Origin of the sequence: Zoogloea sp., assembly GCF_041914405.1 — a bacterium.
Lineage (GTDB): Bacteria > Pseudomonadota > Gammaproteobacteria > Burkholderiales > Rhodocyclaceae > Zoogloea.
In genome coordinates, this window is sequence record NZ_JAYSDK010000026.1 from 24,042 (window position 1) to 40,985 (window position 16,944).

13 protein-coding genes and 1 tRNA gene are annotated in these 16,944 nt (G+C 65.0%); all 14 read left to right on the top strand.

Annotated elements, in window-relative coordinates:
* Positions 1-75 precede the first annotated feature (75 nt).
* The 14 genes from ACE3RX_RS15620 (at position 76) to ACE3RX_RS15685 (ending at position 16,906) form a co-directional block, all read left to right on the top strand.
* Positions 76-1,380, top strand: a complete 1,305-nt coding sequence (locus ACE3RX_RS15620; RefSeq protein WP_374485683.1) for an extracellular solute-binding protein — start codon at positions 76-78, stop codon at positions 1,378-1,380.
* Positions 1,381-1,396: 16 nt separating this feature from the next.
* A complete protein-coding gene (gene ugpQ / locus ACE3RX_RS15625; protein ID WP_374485685.1) occupies positions 1,397-2,155 on the top strand; it encodes a glycerophosphodiester phosphodiesterase in 759 nt (252 codons plus the stop codon).
* Positions 2,156-2,221: 66 nt separating this feature from the next.
* The gene (gene ispB, locus ACE3RX_RS15630; protein WP_374485690.1) at positions 2,222-3,190 is read left to right on the top strand and encodes an octaprenyl diphosphate synthase; all 969 of its coding nucleotides are present in this window, start codon (positions 2,222-2,224) and stop codon (positions 3,188-3,190) included.
* A gap of 120 nt (positions 3,191-3,310) precedes the next feature.
* Positions 3,311-3,387: transfer RNA gene (locus tag ACE3RX_RS15635), tRNA-Pro, on the top strand.
* A 350-nt stretch (positions 3,388-3,737) separates the two neighbouring features.
* A complete protein-coding gene (locus ACE3RX_RS15640; protein ID WP_374485692.1) occupies positions 3,738-7,694 on the top strand; it encodes a Pls/PosA family non-ribosomal peptide synthetase in 3,957 nt (1,318 codons plus the stop codon).
* 266 nt (positions 7,695-7,960) lie between these two features.
* Positions 7,961-9,286, top strand: a complete 1,326-nt coding sequence (locus tag ACE3RX_RS15645; RefSeq protein WP_374485694.1) for an O-acetylhomoserine aminocarboxypropyltransferase/cysteine synthase family protein — start codon at positions 7,961-7,963, stop codon at positions 9,284-9,286.
* Positions 9,283-10,419: a homoserine O-acetyltransferase gene (gene metX / locus ACE3RX_RS15650; RefSeq protein ID WP_374485699.1), complete on the top strand. Its 1,137-nt coding sequence runs from the start codon at positions 9,283-9,285 to the stop codon at positions 10,417-10,419. Before ACE3RX_RS15645 ends, metX begins: the two co-directional genes overlap by 4 nt.
* A 51-nt stretch (positions 10,420-10,470) precedes the next feature.
* A complete protein-coding gene (locus tag ACE3RX_RS15655) occupies positions 10,471-10,881 on the top strand; it encodes a hypothetical protein (RefSeq protein WP_374485702.1) in 411 nt (136 codons plus the stop codon).
* Positions 10,882-11,147: 266 nt separating this feature from the next.
* Positions 11,148-12,617, top strand: a complete 1,470-nt coding sequence (locus ACE3RX_RS15660; RefSeq protein WP_374485706.1) for an MBL fold metallo-hydrolase — start codon at positions 11,148-11,150, stop codon at positions 12,615-12,617.
* Between the two features lie 146 nt (positions 12,618-12,763).
* Positions 12,764-13,771, top strand: coding sequence for a sulfate ABC transporter substrate-binding protein (locus ACE3RX_RS15665; RefSeq protein WP_374485710.1), 1,008 nt, complete (start codon positions 12,764-12,766; stop codon positions 13,769-13,771).
* A 117-nt stretch (positions 13,772-13,888) separates the two neighbouring features.
* A complete protein-coding gene (locus ACE3RX_RS15670; RefSeq protein WP_374485712.1) occupies positions 13,889-14,575 on the top strand; it encodes an RBBP9/YdeN family alpha/beta hydrolase in 687 nt (228 codons plus the stop codon).
* A 155-nt stretch (positions 14,576-14,730) separates the two neighbouring features.
* Positions 14,731-15,708 carry a cysteine synthase A gene (cysK, locus tag ACE3RX_RS15675; RefSeq protein WP_374485714.1) on the top strand — a complete coding sequence of 326 codons (978 nt, stop codon included), beginning with the start codon at positions 14,731-14,733 and terminating at the stop codon, positions 15,706-15,708.
* Positions 15,705-16,682 carry a serine O-acetyltransferase EpsC gene (gene epsC / locus ACE3RX_RS15680; protein ID WP_374485716.1) on the top strand — a complete coding sequence of 326 codons (978 nt, stop codon included), beginning with the start codon at positions 15,705-15,707 and terminating at the stop codon, positions 16,680-16,682. The genes cysK and epsC overlap by 4 nt, the downstream gene beginning before the upstream one ends.
* Positions 16,670-16,906, top strand: coding sequence for a helix-turn-helix domain-containing protein (locus tag ACE3RX_RS15685; protein ID WP_374485718.1), 237 nt, complete (start codon positions 16,670-16,672; stop codon positions 16,904-16,906). The genes epsC and ACE3RX_RS15685 overlap by 13 nt, the downstream gene beginning before the upstream one ends.
* Positions 16,907-16,944: the final 38 nt, after the last annotated feature.

Here is a 16,944-nt window from a genome sequence, read left to right on the forward strand (position 1 = left end):
CGGGCGGCGGAGCAGGGCGCTTCTTACTATAATCGATGCCTGATTTGCGTCTTCCTGTTGATGGACCCCTTCCCCATGAATATCTTGAGTCGTTCCGCCCTGGTGGCGGCTTTCGGCGCTTTGTGCGTCTCCCCGGTCATGGCCGCTGCCAAATCGCAGCCGGCCGCCAAGCCCCAGGCATCCCCCCGCGCCGCACCGGCGGACGCGGCTGTGAAGGAAGTCGAGCTGGTGCATAGCTTGGGTGCCGACAAGGGTGAGCAGTTGCAGAAACTGGTCGATCGTTACAACGCGACCAACCCGGCGGTTAAGGTCGTGGTGCGCGAGCGCCGCTGGAACGACGGCGCTTTGCCGGACATGATGATCCTCGGGGAGCGGGATCTGCCCGGCTTCCTGACCGGCGCACCGCGTTATCGTCCGCTGTATCAGGTCATGAAAGAGGCGGGTGAGCGTTTGGAGACCCTGAAGGCCCCGCCCATGATGACGCCGACGCCGCTCGATAGCGCCAATCGCCTGGTTGCGCTGCCGGTTGGCTTGTCCACCCCGGTGATGTTCTACAACAAGCAGGCCTTCCGCGACGCCGGCGTTGATCCGGACAACGCGCCCAAAACCTGGCAGGCGCTGCAGAAGACCCTCGGTCAACTGGTTGCCCATGGCGCCACCTGCCCATACACCACGGCTCAGCCCGCCTGGATCCTGGTTGAAAACATGAGCGCCTGGCACAACGAGCCGGTCGTTGCCGAAGGCAAGAAGGCCAGCCTGACCATCAACGGCATGCTTGAAGTCAAGCATGTGGCGATGCTCTCTTCGTGGGTGAAGGCCCGTTACCTGCACCTCTTCGGCCGTGAAGACGAAGCTACGGAGCGTTTCGCGAAGGGGGAGTGTGCAGTGCTGACCGCGCCGTCAGCCGCCTTCCCGACCCTGCAGCGTCAGGCTGGTTTCGAGGTCGGAGTGGCGACCCTGCCGTACCACGAGGACTATTACGGTGCGCCGCAGAACACCCTTGCTGATGGTCCCGCCCTGTGGATTGGCGCGGGTAAGAAGCCGGCCGAGTACAAGGCGGTCGCCCGTTTCGTGAGCTTCTGGCTGAGCAGTGAGAGCCAGGTGGAATGGCAGCGTACCGCCGGTTATCTACCCCTCAATCGCGCTGGCCTGCTGGCGTCTGAAAGCCGCCTGCTGGCGGGCGATCTGGCTGCCATCCGCATCGGCGTGCAGCAACTGTCCCACAAGCCGGTGACTTCCGTGTCGCGGGCCAGCAGCTATCCGCAACGCGCTGCTGTGCGCCGGATCATCGAGGAGGAACTGGAGTCCGTCTGGGAAGACCGCAAGCCGTCCAAGCTGGCCCTCGATACCGCCGTGGCGCGGTCGCGGGCGCTGGACTGAGCGAGGCTCCGTGATCATGGCTGGCTGGGCGTGGCCGGCGCTGGTGGTGCACCGTTGCGGTGGCGCGCTGGCGCCGGAGAACACCCTGGCTGGCCTTGAGATTGCCGCCCGACTGGGGTGCCAGGCAGTGGAGTTCGACGTGATGCTGTCCGCTGACGGGCAGCCGGTTCTGATCCACGACGAAACCCTGGACCGGACTGCTGGCCGTCCGGGGCACGTTGCCGAACTGGGCGCGGCGGAACTGGCAGGCGTGGATGTGGGGAGCCACTTCCATCCTGCTTATGCCGGTGAAGCCATCCCAGCATTTGGCGCGGCGCTGGAGCGTTGCCGAAGCCTCCGGCTGGCCGCCAATGTGGAGATCAAGCCGGCCGCCGGCAAGGAGCGGCAAACCGGCCAGGTCGTGGGGCGCTGTCTGCGCGCCATCGATGCCGGAGCCGATGGGCCACAGGTCCTGCTGTCGTCTTTCTCGGTGGAGGCCCTGGAGGCCGCCATTGCGGAAGTGCCCCACCTGTCTAGGGCTCTGCTGGTTGGCTCATACAGTCCTGCCGCACTGGCGATGGCGCGGAAGCTGTCCTGTGTGGCACTCAACCTGTCGCGGGAAGGGCTGACCGCGGCGGATGTCGACGCTGTCCGCGAAGCCAAGTTGGCTGTCATGGTCTACACGGTCAATGCTTTCGACGAGGCGCGGCGCCTGCTTGACTGGGGCGTTGCTGGCGTGTTTTCCGATCGCCCCGATCTCCTCCTTCCGCTGGCAACGGAGTGTTGCATTACTTGATCGGGTCGGCTTGACGCCGCTGCAGTCGGCCCCTAACATCGCGTTTTTCCTAATCTGGGCACGGTCTTGTCTCTCACGCAGCTTTACGCGCCGATCGCCGAAGACATGAAGGCGCTCGATGCCGTCATAAGGGATCGCCTTTACTCTGACGTGGTCCTCATTCGCCAGGTGGCCGAGTACATCATCGGTAGTGGCGGCAAGAGACTGCGTCCAGCCATGGTCTTGTTCACGGCTGGCGCTGCCGGTTATCAGGGCTCCTATCATCGTGAATTGGCGGCGGTCGTGGAATTCATTCACACGGCAACATTGCTGCACGACGATGTGGTCGACGAGTCCGAATTGCGCCGCGGCAACAAGACGGCCAATGCATTGTTCGGCAATGCGGCTTCTGTGTTGGTCGGGGATTTCCTGTATTCCCGTGCTTTCCAGATGATGGTCGGCACCGACAACATGAAGGTGATGCGCGTCCTTGCCGATGCCACCAACGTGATTGCCGAAGGCGAAGTCCTGCAGTTGCTCAATTGCCATAACGCCGACGTCGAGATCGAAGATTACCTGCGGGTGATCCGTTACAAAACGGCCAAGCTATTTGAGGCAGCAGCCCGACTCGGCGGCATTCTGGGTGGTGTCAGTCAGGAACTGGAAGATTCCCTCGCTGCCTTTGGTATGCATATTGGGACCGCCTTCCAATTGATCGACGACGTGTTGGATTATTCCGGCGAAGAAGCGGATACCGGCAAGCATATTGGTGACGACCTCGCGGAAGGCAAGCCGACCTTGCCGTTGATTCACGTGATGCAGCACGGTACGCCGGAGCAAGCCGCCTGCGTGCGTAAGGCTATTGAAAATGGTGGCCGTGATGACTTTGCGGTGGTGCTCAGCGCCATTCGCGAATCCGGTGCGATTGAAGCCACCCGTAAAGTGGCTGAAGAAGAGGCGCAACTTGCCCTTAATGCACTTAATCAACTTCCCTCTTCCATTTTTAAAGAATCGTTGATACAATTGTCTTCGTTCGCAGTTGCACGGAAATATTAATTTCTAGTGCGAGGCGAAAAAGTTTCAAAAATAGCTTTACAAAGTCGAAATTAACTGTATAATTAACGACTTGTTGTTTTAGAGAGTTAGCAAATCAGCGCTAATTCAGCAGTAAAGAGTCGGGGAATAGCTCAGCCTGGTAGAGCACTGCGTTCGGGACGCAGGGGCCGGAGGTTCGAATCCTCTTTCCCCGACCACCAATTCCGAGGCAAATAAGATTCTTATTTGCACTCAAACAAAAATGGAGCAAAGTCAAAATAGGCTTTGCTCCATTTTTGTTTTCTGCCGCCGAAATTGGCAAATACGGCTTAATGGCGATGGTATCGACGCCCGCTTCCCGCTGTTCATTCCCTTGGCTGCTTGAGCGGACATCTGGTCAGGCTGTTGCAAGGGGGCGCGACTATAAGAACAAGTCGATTCTCCCGACACCTCGTCCGCCGTATCCACCTCCCGTGAATCCCTGCCGTAGCCGGAGCACCTCCGCTGCGTATCGCTGCGCTCATCCTCGGCGACGAGGACAGGGAATGACCGACTCTGCTGATCTCCGATGATAGTCAAAGGCACTTTCCGACCGGATCTTCTTCTTGAAGAAACCCTTGCAGACCTTTTCGAGGCGACGGCGAGCCGTCATCCAGAACGTCCGGCGCTGATCTGGGGAACGGAGAGCCTCACTTACCGCGTGCTCGACGAGCGGGCGGACCTGGTAGCCCATCATCTCATCATGGCCGGCGTGCGGCCTGGCGACATTCTGGGCCTGTGGTTGCCGAGGGGCGTCGATCTGTTGGTCGCACAACTTGCCATCGCCAAGACCGGCGCGGCCTGGCTGCCGTTCGACGCGGATGCGCCGGCTGAGCGCGTCGCCGTGTGTCTGCAGGATGCGCGCGGCGCGGGTTTGATTACCGACAGATCGGTGGCGGGCGTCACCTGCCCGGTCTGGTCTCCGGCTGCACTGCTGGGCGGCGCCGGGCAGCCGCTGTGCCGCCGTGACGGTGTCAGTCCGGATGATCCCGCGTACGTGATCTACACCTCCGGATCGACGGGAACGCCCAAAGGGGTGCCGATCAGCCAGCGGGCGATCTGCCATTTCCTGCGCAGCGAGAACGACGTGCTCGGCATCCGGGCCGAGGACCGCATCTACCAGGGTTTCTCGGTCGCCTTTGACATGTCTTTCGAGGAGATCTGGATCGCCTACCTGGTTGGTGCGAGCCTGTGGATTGCGCCGCAGGAGATCACCGCTGACCCGGATGCCTTGCCAAAAGCCCTGCAGGAGCAGGGCATCACCGTGCTCCACGCGGTGCCGACCTTGCTGGCCCTGTTTGCGACCGATGTGCCTGGCCTGCGCCTGATCAATCTGGGGGGCGAGGCCTGCCCGCAGTCCGTGGCCGACCGCTGGGCAACGCCAGAGCGTCAGGTCTTCAATACCTACGGTCCGACGGAGGCGACGGTGTCGGCCAGTATCACCACGCTGACGCCGGGCGAGGCGGTGACGATCGGCCGGCCGTTGCCCAACTACGGTCTGCTGGTCGTCGATGCCGGCATGAATCTGCTGCCCGCAGGGGAAACCGGCGAGCTGTGCATCTTTGGCCCAGGGGTGGCGGATGGTTATCTGGGGCGCCCCGAGTTGACCAGCGAGAAGTTCAGGGTCAATCCGTGGGCGGAAGCGGCTCATGAAGCACGCCTCTACCGGACCGGCGATTTGGCGCGCATCGACGCGGAGGGGCGGGTGGAATGCCTGGGGCGGGTCGACGATCAGGTCAAGGTGCGCGGCTTCCGCGTCGAACTGGGCGAGATCGAGGCTGCCCTGACGCGCCGGCTTGTCAATGCGACGGCGGCCGTGGTGTTAAAGCCGGTCGGTGAGGTTGAGCAACTGGTCGCCTACATCATGGCCGCGGACATCGAGCGGCTGGAGGTCGCCGCCTTGCGCGCTCATCTGCGTGAGACCTTGCCGTCCTACATGGTGCCCAGCCACTTCGAACTGATCGAGGTGATTCCCCGCCTGACCTCCGGCAAGATCGACCGCAAGGCCCTGCGTGCCTTGCCGATGAGCGTGCCGGCTACGGCTGCAGAGTCCGACCAGCCGGCCAGCGAGACCGAAGTCGCGCTGTTCGCCGGTCTGGCCCGTCTTTTTCCGGGGCTGGCTATCCGCCGGGACAGCGATTTCTTCAACGACCTCGGTGGTCATTCCTTGCTGGCCGCGCGACTGGTGTCGGCACTGCGGACAGATCCGCGCTTCGCCGGAATGACAGTACGGGACGTTTATTGCCAGAGGCGGGTGGCCGACATCGCGGTTGCGATGGAGGAGGGGGCTCGCCGCCAGACGGCCACCCGTGCCCGATCCTATGTGCAGGTGCCCCCGCTGCGGCGCCTGCTGTGCGGTCTTGCGCAGGCAGTGACGCTGCCGTTCATGATCGGTCTGCACATCCTCAACTGGCTGGCGCCGTTCTTCACCTACCACTTCTTCACCGGTGATCCGGGGGACAGCGTGTGGCGTGCGATGGGTGCGTCGATGCTGGTCTTCCTCGGCACCTATCTGGTCAACTTCGGTGCGGCCGTGATCAGCAGCCGGACCTTGCTGCTCGGTATCCGCCCTGGCCGCTATCCCCTGTGGGGCCCTACCTATTTCCGCTGGTGGCTGGCCGACCGGCTGCAACAGACCGCACCGGCCTACCTGCTGTCCGGCTCATCCCTTTACTGCGGCTATCTGCGTGCCCTCGGGGCGCGCATCGGCCGGGATGTGGTGATCGGCTCGGTGACGATCCGCCAGCCCTGGCTGCTGTCCGTCGGCGATGGTGCGAGCATCGGCTCCCAGGTCAACCTGGAGAACGTGCGGGTCGAGGGGGGGGAACTGATCGTCGGCGCCATCGACATCGGCGCGGAAAGCAATGTGGGCTCCTACGCGGTGCTGGAGGACGATACGGCAGTTGCCCCCTTTGGCCGCCTCGAAGGTCTGGCGGCCTTGCCGCGGGGGGGGCGGATCGGTGAACGGGAGGTCTGGGACGGATCGCCGGCCCGTTACGTGCGCCACCTGACGGATAAGGAAAGGCTGGTTCGGCCCCCGGTCAGTGCCCTGCGCCGGAAGCTGGAGGCGGTCTTCTTCGGCTTGGGGGCCGCCATGACGGCCTTGCTGTTCTTCCTACCGATCTTCCCGACCTTCGTGCTGATCGATGCCCTCGACGACGGGGCCTTCGATCCGGCGGCGGCCGGCGCGCATGGCTATTTGTGGGCGGTCATGCGCTACACACTGCTGGCACTGCCGGCGAGCAGCGTGCTGGTCATCAGCACTGCGCTGATTGCCGCCGCCATTCGCTGGCTGGTGCTGCCGCGCCTGCTGCCGGGCACCTGGCCGGTGCATAGCAACGTGTATTGCCGAAAATGGCTGGCCAACCAGATCCAGGTGGCCAGCCTCAACGTGCTGCACGGGGTGTATGCGACGATCTACGCGCCGGTGTGGTATCGCCTGCTCGGCGCCAAGATCGGTCGCGACGCGGAAATCTCCACCGCGATGGGTATCGTGCCGGACATGCTGACCCTCGGCGACGAAGCCTTCATCGCCGATGCGGTGATGCTCGGCGACGAGAAGATCGACGCCGGCTGGATGTCGGTGGACAACACGGTGATCGGCCAGCGCAGCTTCGTCGGCAATGGCGCCTACGTGCCGGACGGCACCACGCTGCCGCCGGGCGTGCTGCTCGGCGTGCAGTCGAAGGCGCCTGCCACCGAGAGGATGGTTCCGGGCCAGACCTGGCTTGGCTCGCCGGCGCTGGAGCTGCCGTCCCGCGAGGAGGTGATGGGCTTCCCGGACGCGCTGACCTTCCGCCCGTCCATCTGGCGGCGCATCGGCCGCGGCATCGTTGAAGCGGCGCGCATCCTGATTCCCCTGTCCCTGATCATCGGCGTCGGCTACGTGATCGTGCTCGCCGCCATGCCGGCTGCTGCCGATGAGAACTGGTTCAAGCTGTCCTGGCAGCTGAGCCTGGCGGGGATCTGCTACGGCATCGGCGGCTATCTGCTGGTGGTGCTGCTCAAGTGGTTGCTGATCGGCCGCTATCGCCCACGTGCCGTGCCGATGTGGACCCCCTTCGTGTGGGTCAGCGAGGCGGTGACCAGCGTTTATGAGTCCATTGCTGTCCCCAATTTCCTTGAGTACCTGCGCGGCACGCCGATGCTGCCGGTGGTTTTGCGCCTGATCGGCGTGCGTACCGGGCGCGGCGTCTATATGGATACGACCGACATCACCGAGTTCGACTGCGTGACGATCGGCGACCAGGCCGAACTGAATGCCTGGTCGGGGCCGCAGACCCACCTGTTCGAAGACCGCATCATGAAGATCGGCCGTATCGACATCGGCGCCCAGGTGACGGTCGGTGTACGCGGCACTGTGCTGTACGACACCCGGATCGGCGATGGCGTGCGGCTCGGGCCGCTGACCCTGGTCATGAAGGGGGAAAGCCTCCCGGCCCAGACCGCCTGGAGCGGCTCGCCGGCCCAGCCTTGGCAGGGCTGATGCAATGCTGTGCATGGCGCGGTGACGAGCGATGTAAGAATGCAATGCAATCCAGTGCGGGCTTGCAAAGTACATAAGAATTGCTTGGTTTGGGCCTCGCGGCGGCGGGGCTAGAGTCGAGACCTTCAGATGCAGGCTGGCCCGCGCCAGGTTCTGCACACATCCAAGCCGGTTGCAGCTCCCCCCAATGCTGGGGTGGGGCTGCCGGAAGCCGGCGCAGGGCGGGCCAGGATGCGCTTCGATCCAAGACTCGAGGGAGTGCCGCCATGACCGACCGCAAAGCCGCCTACCGCTTTGAAACCCTGCAGGTGCATGCCGGGCAGCAGCCCGCGCCGGGTACCAATGCCCGCGCGGTGCCGATCTACCAGACCACGTCCTACACCTTCAATGACGCCGACCACGGCGCGCGCCTGTTCGCGCTGAAGGAGTTCGGCAACATTTACACCCGCATCATGAACCCCACCACCGACGTCTTCGAGCAGCGCATCGCCGCGCTCGAAGGCGGCGTCGCGGCGGTGGCCACGAGTTCTGGCCAGGCCGCCCAGTTCCTGGCCATCACCACCATCGCCCAGGCCGGCGACAACATCGTGTCCACCAGCTACGTGTATGGCGGAACCTACAACCAGTTCAAGGTCACGCTACCGCGCCTCGGCATCGACGTGAAGTTCGTCGAGGGCGACGACCCGGAGGACTTCCGCCGCGCCATCGACGCCAACACCAAGGCCTTGTACGTGGAGACCATCGGCAACCCGCGCTTCAACATCCCGGATTTCGAGGCGCTGGCGCAGATCGCCCACGAGGCGGGAATTCCGCTGATCGTCGACAACACCTTCGGCGCCGGCGGCTACATCGCCCGGCCGATCGACCACGGTGCCGACATCGTCGTCGAGTCGGCCACCAAGTGGATTGGTGGCCATGGCACGTCCATCGGCGGCGTGATCGTCGATTCCGGCAGGTTCGACTGGGGCAACGGCAAGTTCCCGCTGTTCACCGAGCCGGCGCCGGGCTACCACGGCCTCAATTTCTGGGAAGTGTTCGGCAGCGGCGGCCCCTTCGGCAACATCGCCTTCGCGATCCGCGCCCGCGTCGAAGGCCTGCGCGACATCGGCCCGAGCCTGTCGCCGTTCAACGCCTTTCAGCTGCTGCAGGGCGTCGAGACCTTGTCCCTGCGCGTGCAGCGCCACCTGGAAAACACCCTTGAGCTGGCCCACTGGCTGAAGGCCCATCCGCAGGTGGCGTGGGTCGAATACAACGGCCTCGAAGACAGCCCGTACCACGAACTGGCTAAGAAGTACCTGCGCAACGGTTTCGGCGCGGTGCTCAACTTCGGCATCAAGGGCGGCGCCAACGCGGCGCGGACCTTCATCGACAACGTGGAACTGGCCAGCCACCTGGCCAACGTCGGCGACGCCAAGACGCTGGTGATCCACCCGGCGTCCACCACCCACCAGCAACTGTCGGAAGCCGAGCAGAAGAGTGCCGGCGTGCGGCCGGACCTGGTCCGTGTGTCGGTGGGCATCGAGCACATCGAGGACATCAAGGCCGACTTCGACCACGCGCTGCGTCGGGCCGGGCTGGAAGCGGCGGCATGAGCGCTGTGCGCCTCTCCGACCAGACCCGCGTGTTCCAGATGGGGAGCGACTTCGCGCTGGAGTCGGGGGAGACCCTGCCCGGCGCGCAGATCGCTTTCCGGACCTGGGGCCAGCTATCGGCGCGGGCCGATAACGCGGTGATCGTCTGCCACGCCCTGACCGGCTCGGCGGATGCCGACGAATGGTGGGCGCCGCTGTTCGGCAAGGGCAGGGCGCTCGATCCGAGTAGCCAGTTCATCGTGTGCAGCAATGTGCTCGGCGGCTGCTACGGTAGCACCGGGCCGACGACGCCGGCGCCGGATGGCCAGCCGTGGGGCGCGCGTTTTCCGCGCATCACCATCCGCGACCAGGTGCGCGCCCAGATCGCGCTGGCCGACGCGCTCGGCATCCGGCGCATCCGTTTCGTGATCGGTGGCTCGATGGGCGGCCTGCAGGCGCTGGAGTGGGCGCTGCTCGACCCGCAGCGGGTCGGTGCGGTGGTGACGATCGCCGCCTCGGCGGCCCATTCGCCGTGGTGCGTTGCCTGGAGCGAAGCCCAGCGCTTGGCGCTGGCGGCCGATCCGAAGTATCGCAATGGCCATTACGATCCGTCCGATCCGCCGCTGGCGGGTCTCGCCGCGGCGCGGGCGATGGCGATGGTCGGCTACCGCAGCCCGGCATCGCTGGCCCGGCGTTTCGGGCGCTGCGCGGCCGAGGAGATCTTCGGCGCCCGCGCCGTCGATCCGGATGCACTGGCCGTGCAGGGCTGGGTGCGCCATCACGGCGACAGCCTGACCCGCCGCTTCGACGCGCACAGCTACCGGATTCTCCTCGACGCGATGGATAGCCACGACATCGGGCGTGGGCGGGGCGGCTGCCGGCTGGCGCTGGAACAGATCCGTCAGCCGGTGTTGGTTGGTTCGGTGCCGTCGGATGCGCTGTACGTGCCGGAGGAGCAACTCGCGCTGGTCAGCCAGCTGGCGCGGGCCAGCCTGATCGCCATCGATTCCGAGCATGGCCACGACGGCTTCCTGATCGATGCCGGGCGTTTCGAGCCGGCGATCCGGCGCTTCCTGGCCGAATTCCACTCCGGCGATGTGCAATCCTTGCTTACGAATAGCCGTGTGCCGAGTCATATTGCGTACATACATTAGGACGAGAATGCGGGCCCCGGCTGGTCCGGCTGTATTACTGGAAAAATCGACATGAGCAATTCTCCTGTTCCCCGCCGCGCCAATGAGGCAACGCCTCCCCAGGTCGGCAACGCCGTGTTGCGCAGCGCGCTGCTCGGAAATCTGCATGACGCCGGCGTGGCGATTGTCCGCTGCGCCGCCGGGCGGGACCGGGAGTCCCTGTTCGCCTCGCCGTCCCTGCACGAGAAGATCGTCGAGTGTCTGGAGGTGATGCAGGTCAGCGCCCGCGACATGCCGGAGGCTGACAAGGAGGAGATGGAAAACGTCGATTGGCGCGCTTGGGAGACCCTCAACACCGCCGCCGTCGGGTCGCCGCGGCAGGGCCGTGAGCGCCTGTGGCAGATCATCACCGACCTCGTCCCGACGACCCTCGTTGAGGTCCGCCGCTACCGCCGTGCCTTGCCGGGCTGGTTCGAGATCTGATTGGCGCGTTCCGGCCGGCTGCCCGGAATTGCCCATCGCCTGCTGTAATTCCACCACGGGCTGCTGGATGCGAAACATCCAGCAGCCCGTGTTCCTTTCTGCCCAGGCTTGCACGCAGCTTGCAGAACGGACCCAAAACCCTTGAAGAAACAAAGTCCGGCCGCACCCCTCGCGGGTGGTTGCCGGGCCTGGGTATGCTTCTTGCCGAAGCCTGAACATCATTCACTCGATAAGGCCCGTCCGCGGGCCAATGTTCAGGGGGTTTCATGCGCAAGGTCGTACTTCCCGTCATCGGTGTCACTGCAGCCCTGTCTCTCGCCGCCAGCATGCCGGCGGCGGCACAAAGCCTGGAGGGTGCCGTCAAGGCCCTGAATGCTGCGGGTACCCATTCCCTGTCCCTGACCGGCACGGGCCAGTGGTTCCAGTTCGGCCAGGCACCGAATCCCACGCTGGCCTGGCCACGTTTCGACGTGAGCCGTTACGCCGCCGATTTCAACTACGACAGCGCCAGCGCCAGGGTGCAGATCACCCGCAGCCAGACCATCGAGCCGGGTCGCCTGCGTCCGGCGCCCGTCGAGCAGAAGGTCGACCAGTATGTCAGCGGCACCCACGCCTGGAACCTGCCCACCGGCAATGCCGCCAATCCGGCGCCGACGCCGCAGCCCACGGCGCTCGCCGAGCGGCTGGCCGAGATCTGGTCCACGCCGCAGGGCTTCCTGCGCGCGGCGCAGGCCAACAACGCCAAGAGCGTGGTCAAGGCCGGCGAGGCGGAGGTCAGCTTCACCGTCGACGGTCATTACCGCTTCGTCGGCATCATCAACGCGGCCAACCAGGTGGTGAAAGTGCGCACCTGGGTCGACAATCCAGTGCTCGGCGACACCCTCGTCGAAACCCGCTTCTTCGGCTACCGCAACTTCGGCAACCTGTACTTCCCGTCGCAGATCGAGCGTCTGCAGGGCGGCTATCCGGTGCTCGACCTGCAGATCAGCGACGTGAAGGCCAACCCCGCCGTGGACCTGCCGGTTCCGGCCGAAGTCGCGAGCGCCAAGCCCGTTGCGCCGACAGTGACGGTGACCAAGCTCGCTGAAGGCGTGCTGTACCTGACCGGCGGCACCCACCACAGCGTGGCCATCGAGCAGAGGGACCACGTGGTGGTGGTCGAGGCGCCGCTGAACGAGGAGCGCTCCCAGGCCGTGATTGCCAAGGTCAAGGAGGCCATTCCCGGCAAGCCGATCAAGTTCCTGGTCAACACCCACGCCCACTTCGACCACTCCGGCGGCCTGCGCACCTTCGTCAATGAGGGCGCCACCATCGTCACCCCGGCGGCCAACGTGGCCTATTACCGCAAGATCTGGGGGGCGCAGCGCAGCATCAACCCGGACAGCCTGGCCAAGTCCCGCAAGGGCGCCCAGTTCGCTGCGGTGGAAGGCAAGCGTGTGCTGAGCGACGGCAAGCGCCGCATCGAGATCCACAGCATCGCCGGCAGCGGACATAGCGATGCCTTCGCGCTGATCTACCTGCCTGCCGAGAAGATCCTCATCGAGGCCGACGCCTACACGCCAACGGCCGCCAACGTGCCGCCGCCGTCCAGTCCCAATCCGTACTCGGTGAACCTCTACGACAACATCCAGAAGCTCGGGTTGGACGTGGAGCAGATCGCCGCGTTGCATGGCCCGCGCGTCGTCACCCTGAACGATCTGCGCACCGCCATCGGCCAGGCCAGCGCGTCCCGCTGAGCCCCAGCGATTGCGTTTCCTGCTGTGGCAAATCCCTGAATAGGAATTCACCGCAGCAGGAATAAGCAAACGAATTTTTCTTGGTTCGCCATTCGAATCTTCGTCTCTAGACTCGGTTTCACCAACGTTAGTCAATAGGAAGTCCAATGAAATCGCGCTTTGCCCGCCGTTCCCTGTTGTCCCTCGCCCTCGTTCTCGGCCTGTCCAGCCTGGCCCACGCCGACGTTACGCTGCTGAACGTGTCCTACGATCCGACCCGTGAGCTCTATCAGGATTACAACGCCGCCTTCGCCAAGTACTGGAAGGCCAAGAACAAGGAAGACGTGACCGTCAAGGCTTCCCACGGCGGTTCCGGCAAGCAGGCCCGCTCGGTGATCGATGGCCTCGAGGCCGACGTGGTGACCCTGGCCCTGGCCGCCGACATCGACGCTCTCAATGAAAACGGCAAGCTGGTGCCTGCCGACTGGCAGAAGCGCCTGCCGCACAACGCTTCGCCCTACACCTCCACCATCGTCTTCCTGGTCCGCAAGGGCAACCCGAAGAAGATCAAGGACTGGAACGACCTGGCCAAGCCCGGCGTCGAGGTGATCACCCCGAACCCGAAGACCTCCGGCGGCGCCCGCTGGAACTACCTGGCCGCCTGGGGTTACGCCCTCAAGCAGCCGGGCGGCACCGACGCCACCGCCAAGGACTTCGTGAAGAAGATCTACGGCAATGTGAAGGTGCTGGACTCCGGTGCCCGTGGCGCGACCACGACCTTTGCCGAGCGCGGCATCGGCGACGTGCTGATCGCCTGGGAAAACGAAGCCTACCTGGCCGTCAAGGAGCTCGGTCCGGACAAGTTCGACATCGTCACCCCATCCATCTCCATCCTGGCTGAACCCCCCGTCTCCGTGGTCGACAAGGTTGTCGACAAGCGCGGCACCCGCAAGGTCGCCGAGGAGTACCTGAAGTACCTGTACTCGCCGGAAGGCCAGGACATCGCCGGCAAGAACTACTACCGCCCGACCGATGCCAAGGTGGCTGCGAAGTACGCAAAGCAGTTCGCCCCGGTCAAACTGTTCAAGATCGACGAAGTCTTCGGCGGCTGGACCAAGGCCCAGAAGACCCACTTCGCCGACGGCGGCGTGTTCGACCAGATCAGCGTCAAGTAACAGGCGAGGGCGTTCCGGCCCTCGTGCCGGAATACACCTGAACCGCGCCAGGCCCTCAAAGCCTGGCGTTTTTTTTCATCAAGGCGCGGAAAGACCGCCTTTTGCAGGAGCGTTCGCGTGCTGCAAACCACCCTGATCGTTCCCGGACTCAACAACAGCGGCCCAGGGCACTGGCAAACCTGGCTGGAAGAACAACTGCCCGATGTGCGCCGGGTGCGCCATATCGACTGGAATGTACCCGTACTGGCCCGCTGGGCCACTGAGGTGCGGCGCGAGATCGACGAGGCCGCCGGCGTGGTGTGGCTGGTCGCCCACAGCTACGGCTGCCTGGCGTCGGTCGTGGCGGCGGCGGATCGCCCGGAACGGGTCGCCGGCCTGCTGCTGGTGGCGCCGCCGGAGCCTGACCGCTTCACCGCCTTCGGCTTGCGCGACCCGCGCGACATCACCTGTAGAAGCGGGTTGGCCGAGTGGATCCCGACCTCGCCGATCGGCGTACCGAGCATGGTCGTGGCAAGTGGCAATGATCCTTGGGCCAGCATCGAGCAGACAGCCCACTGGGCGGACTGCTGGGGCAGCCTGTTCATCGATATCGGGCTGGCTGGGCACATCAACATCGAATCGGGGCACGGCCCCTGGCCGCAGGGGCTGGCGCTGCTCAACGCGCTGCGCGACTCCTACACCGGCCTGCCGCTCGGCAGCATCGACGACGGGAAGATCACCAATCGCGGCAAGCGCGGCGCGCTGGCCCGCCTGCGTCATCGCACGCGCTTCAACTGGGACGTATTCACCGAGCTGTCCCACTGAATATGCATATCCATAACGATGCAATGCTTATTCGATTTGAGTTGAAAACCTACTGAATTATTGTTGGTTCGCTGCCCAAGTCGGTGGGCGTAGTGTGCTCCGCAACGCAGCAAAGACATTCACCTACCCGAACCGATTGATCCAAGGAGATTCCCATGTCGAAATGGTACGCGGACAACGCCCAGTCCATCGGCCGCACCCCGCTGATCAAGCTCAACCGCATCACCGAAGGTGCCCATGCCACCGTGCTGGCCAAGATCGAAGGGCGCAATCCGGCCTATTCGGTCAAGTGCCGCATTGGCGCGGCGCTGGTGGCGGACGCTGAGAAGCGCGGCCTGCTCGGCCCTGGCAAGGAGCTGGTCGAGCCGACCAGCGGCAACACCGGCATCGCGCTGGCCTTTGTTGCCGCCGCCAAGGGCATTCCGCTGACCTTGACGATGCCCGAGACCATGAGCATCGAGCGCCGCAAGCTGCTCACCGCCTACGGCGCCAAGCTGGTGCTGACCGAGGGTGCCAAGGGCATGAGCGGCGCGGTGGCCAAGGCCGAGGAGATCGCCGCCTCCGATCCGGACAAATACGTGCTGCTGCAGCAGTTCAAGAACCCGGCCAACCCGGCCATCCACGAAACCACCACCGGCCCCGAGATCTGGGACGACACCGACGGCGCAGTGGACATCTTCGTGTCCGGCGTCGGCACCGGCGGCACGATCACCGGCGTCAGCCGCTATATCAAGCAAGGCCGCGGCAAGGCCATCCAGTCGGTGGCTGTCGAGCCGTCGGCCAGCCCGATCCTGACCCAGGTCCGCGCCGGCGAGCCGCTCAAGCCCGGCCCGCACAAGATCCAGGGCATCGGCGCCGGCTTCGTGCCGGGCGTGCTCGACCTGTCGCTGATCGATGCCGTGGAGCAGGTCAGCAACGAAGAGGCGGTGGACTACGCCCGCCGTCTGGCCCGCGAGGAAGGCATCCTGTCCGGCATCTCCAGCGGCGCTGCGGTTGCCGCGGCGGTGCGTCTGGCCAAGCTGCCGCAGAACGAAGGCAAGACCATCGTGGTGATCCTGCCCGACTCCGGTGAGCGCTACCTGAGCTCGGTGCTGTTCGAAGGCGTCTTCGACGCCGCGGGCCTGCCGGCATGAACTCGCGCGAGCCCGTGAGCACGCACGACGAATCCGTCGCGGCCGAACACTGGGACCTTGGCGCGGTGGTCGGCGGCCTGCGGGCCGTGCGCGACCGCTGGCGCGAGGCCCAGGGCCGCAGCCGCGAGGCTGGTGGCCGCGAGTTCCCGTCGCGGGATGCGCTGGCCACTGTGGTCGGACAGTTGTGCGGAGCGCTCTTCCCGATGCGCCTCGGCCCGGCCGACCTGCGCCAGGAGAGCGAGGACTACTACGTCGGCTACACGCTGGATGCGGCGCTGCACGGGCTGCTCGAGCAGGTGCGCCTGGAACTGGCCTACCAGGCCCGCCACGGCGATGTGGACGAACAGGCGATCCGCCGCCAGGCCACCCATGTGATCCGCGAGTTCGCGACGACTTTGCCGGCCACCCGCGCCTTGCTCGATACCGATGTGGAGGCCGCCTTCCTCGGCGATCCGGCGGCGCGCAGCGTGGACGAAGTGGTGTTGTGCTACCCGGGCATCCTGGCCGTCATCCACCACCGCATCGCCCATCGCCTGTATTCGCTCGGCGTGCCGCTCATCGCGCGCATCGTCGCCGAGCTGGCCCATTCGGCCACCGGTATCGACATCCACCCGGGCGCCGAGATCGGCCACAGCTTCTTCATCGACCACGGCACCGGCGTGGTGATCGGCGAGACGGCGGTGATCGGCAACCGGGTCCGCCTGTACCAGGCCGTCACCCTCGGCGCCAAGCGCTTCCCGGTCGGTGCGGACGGCAGCCTTGAAAAGGGGCAGCCGCGCCATCCGGTCATCGAGGACGACGTGGTGATCTACGCCGGGGCCACTATTCTGGGGCGCATCACCATCGGCGAGGGCTCCAGCATCGGCGGCAATGTGTGGCTGACCCACAGCGTGCCACCGGGCAGTCACATCACCCAGGCCGGCCTGCAGCATGCGGTAGCCGGCCAGGAGCGGTCCACCCCATGGCCGCGCTGACCCGCCGCTTCGGCCTGGCTGTCCGCCAGCTGCGGGAGGAGCGGGGCTGGTCCCAGGAGGTTTTTGCCGACCGGGCCGGCCTCAGCCGCTCCTACGCCGGCGAGGTCGAGCGGGGCAACGCGGTGCCATCTCTGGCGACCGTGCTCAAGGTCGCATCGGCGTTTGGTATCAGCGCCGCGTCCTTGATCGAGCATTCCGAGAAAGCAGAAATCCGTCGCCCATGACGCTCATGGGCAGGTGGATCGACAGTCATTTCTACAGA

Excerpts from the sequence above, each read along its gene's own strand:
- ACE3RX_RS15665 (WP_374485710.1), top strand. The coding sequence starts at position 12,764 with ATGAAATCGCGCTTTGCCCGCCGTTCCCTGTTGTCCCTCGCCCTCGTT.
- ugpQ (WP_374485685.1), top strand. The coding sequence starts at position 1,397 with ATGGCTGGCTGGGCGTGGCCGGCGCTGGTGGTGCACCGTTGCGGTGGC.
- ACE3RX_RS15655 (WP_374485702.1), top strand. The coding sequence starts at position 10,471 with ATGAGCAATTCTCCTGTTCCCCGCCGCGCCAATGAGGCAACGCCTCCC.
- ACE3RX_RS15620 (WP_374485683.1), top strand. The coding sequence starts at position 76 with ATGAATATCTTGAGTCGTTCCGCCCTGGTGGCGGCTTTCGGCGCTTTG.
- metX (WP_374485699.1), top strand. The coding sequence starts at position 9,283 with ATGAGCGCTGTGCGCCTCTCCGACCAGACCCGCGTGTTCCAGATGGGG.
- ACE3RX_RS15685 (WP_374485718.1), top strand. The coding sequence starts at position 16,670 with ATGGCCGCGCTGACCCGCCGCTTCGGCCTGGCTGTCCGCCAGCTGCGG.
- cysK (WP_374485714.1), top strand. The coding sequence starts at position 14,731 with ATGTCGAAATGGTACGCGGACAACGCCCAGTCCATCGGCCGCACCCCG.
- ACE3RX_RS15640 (WP_374485692.1), top strand. The coding sequence starts at position 3,738 with ATGATAGTCAAAGGCACTTTCCGACCGGATCTTCTTCTTGAAGAAACC.
- epsC (WP_374485716.1), top strand. The coding sequence starts at position 15,705 with ATGAACTCGCGCGAGCCCGTGAGCACGCACGACGAATCCGTCGCGGCC.
- ACE3RX_RS15660 (WP_374485706.1), top strand. The coding sequence starts at position 11,148 with ATGCGCAAGGTCGTACTTCCCGTCATCGGTGTCACTGCAGCCCTGTCT.
- ACE3RX_RS15645 (WP_374485694.1), top strand. The coding sequence starts at position 7,961 with ATGACCGACCGCAAAGCCGCCTACCGCTTTGAAACCCTGCAGGTGCAT.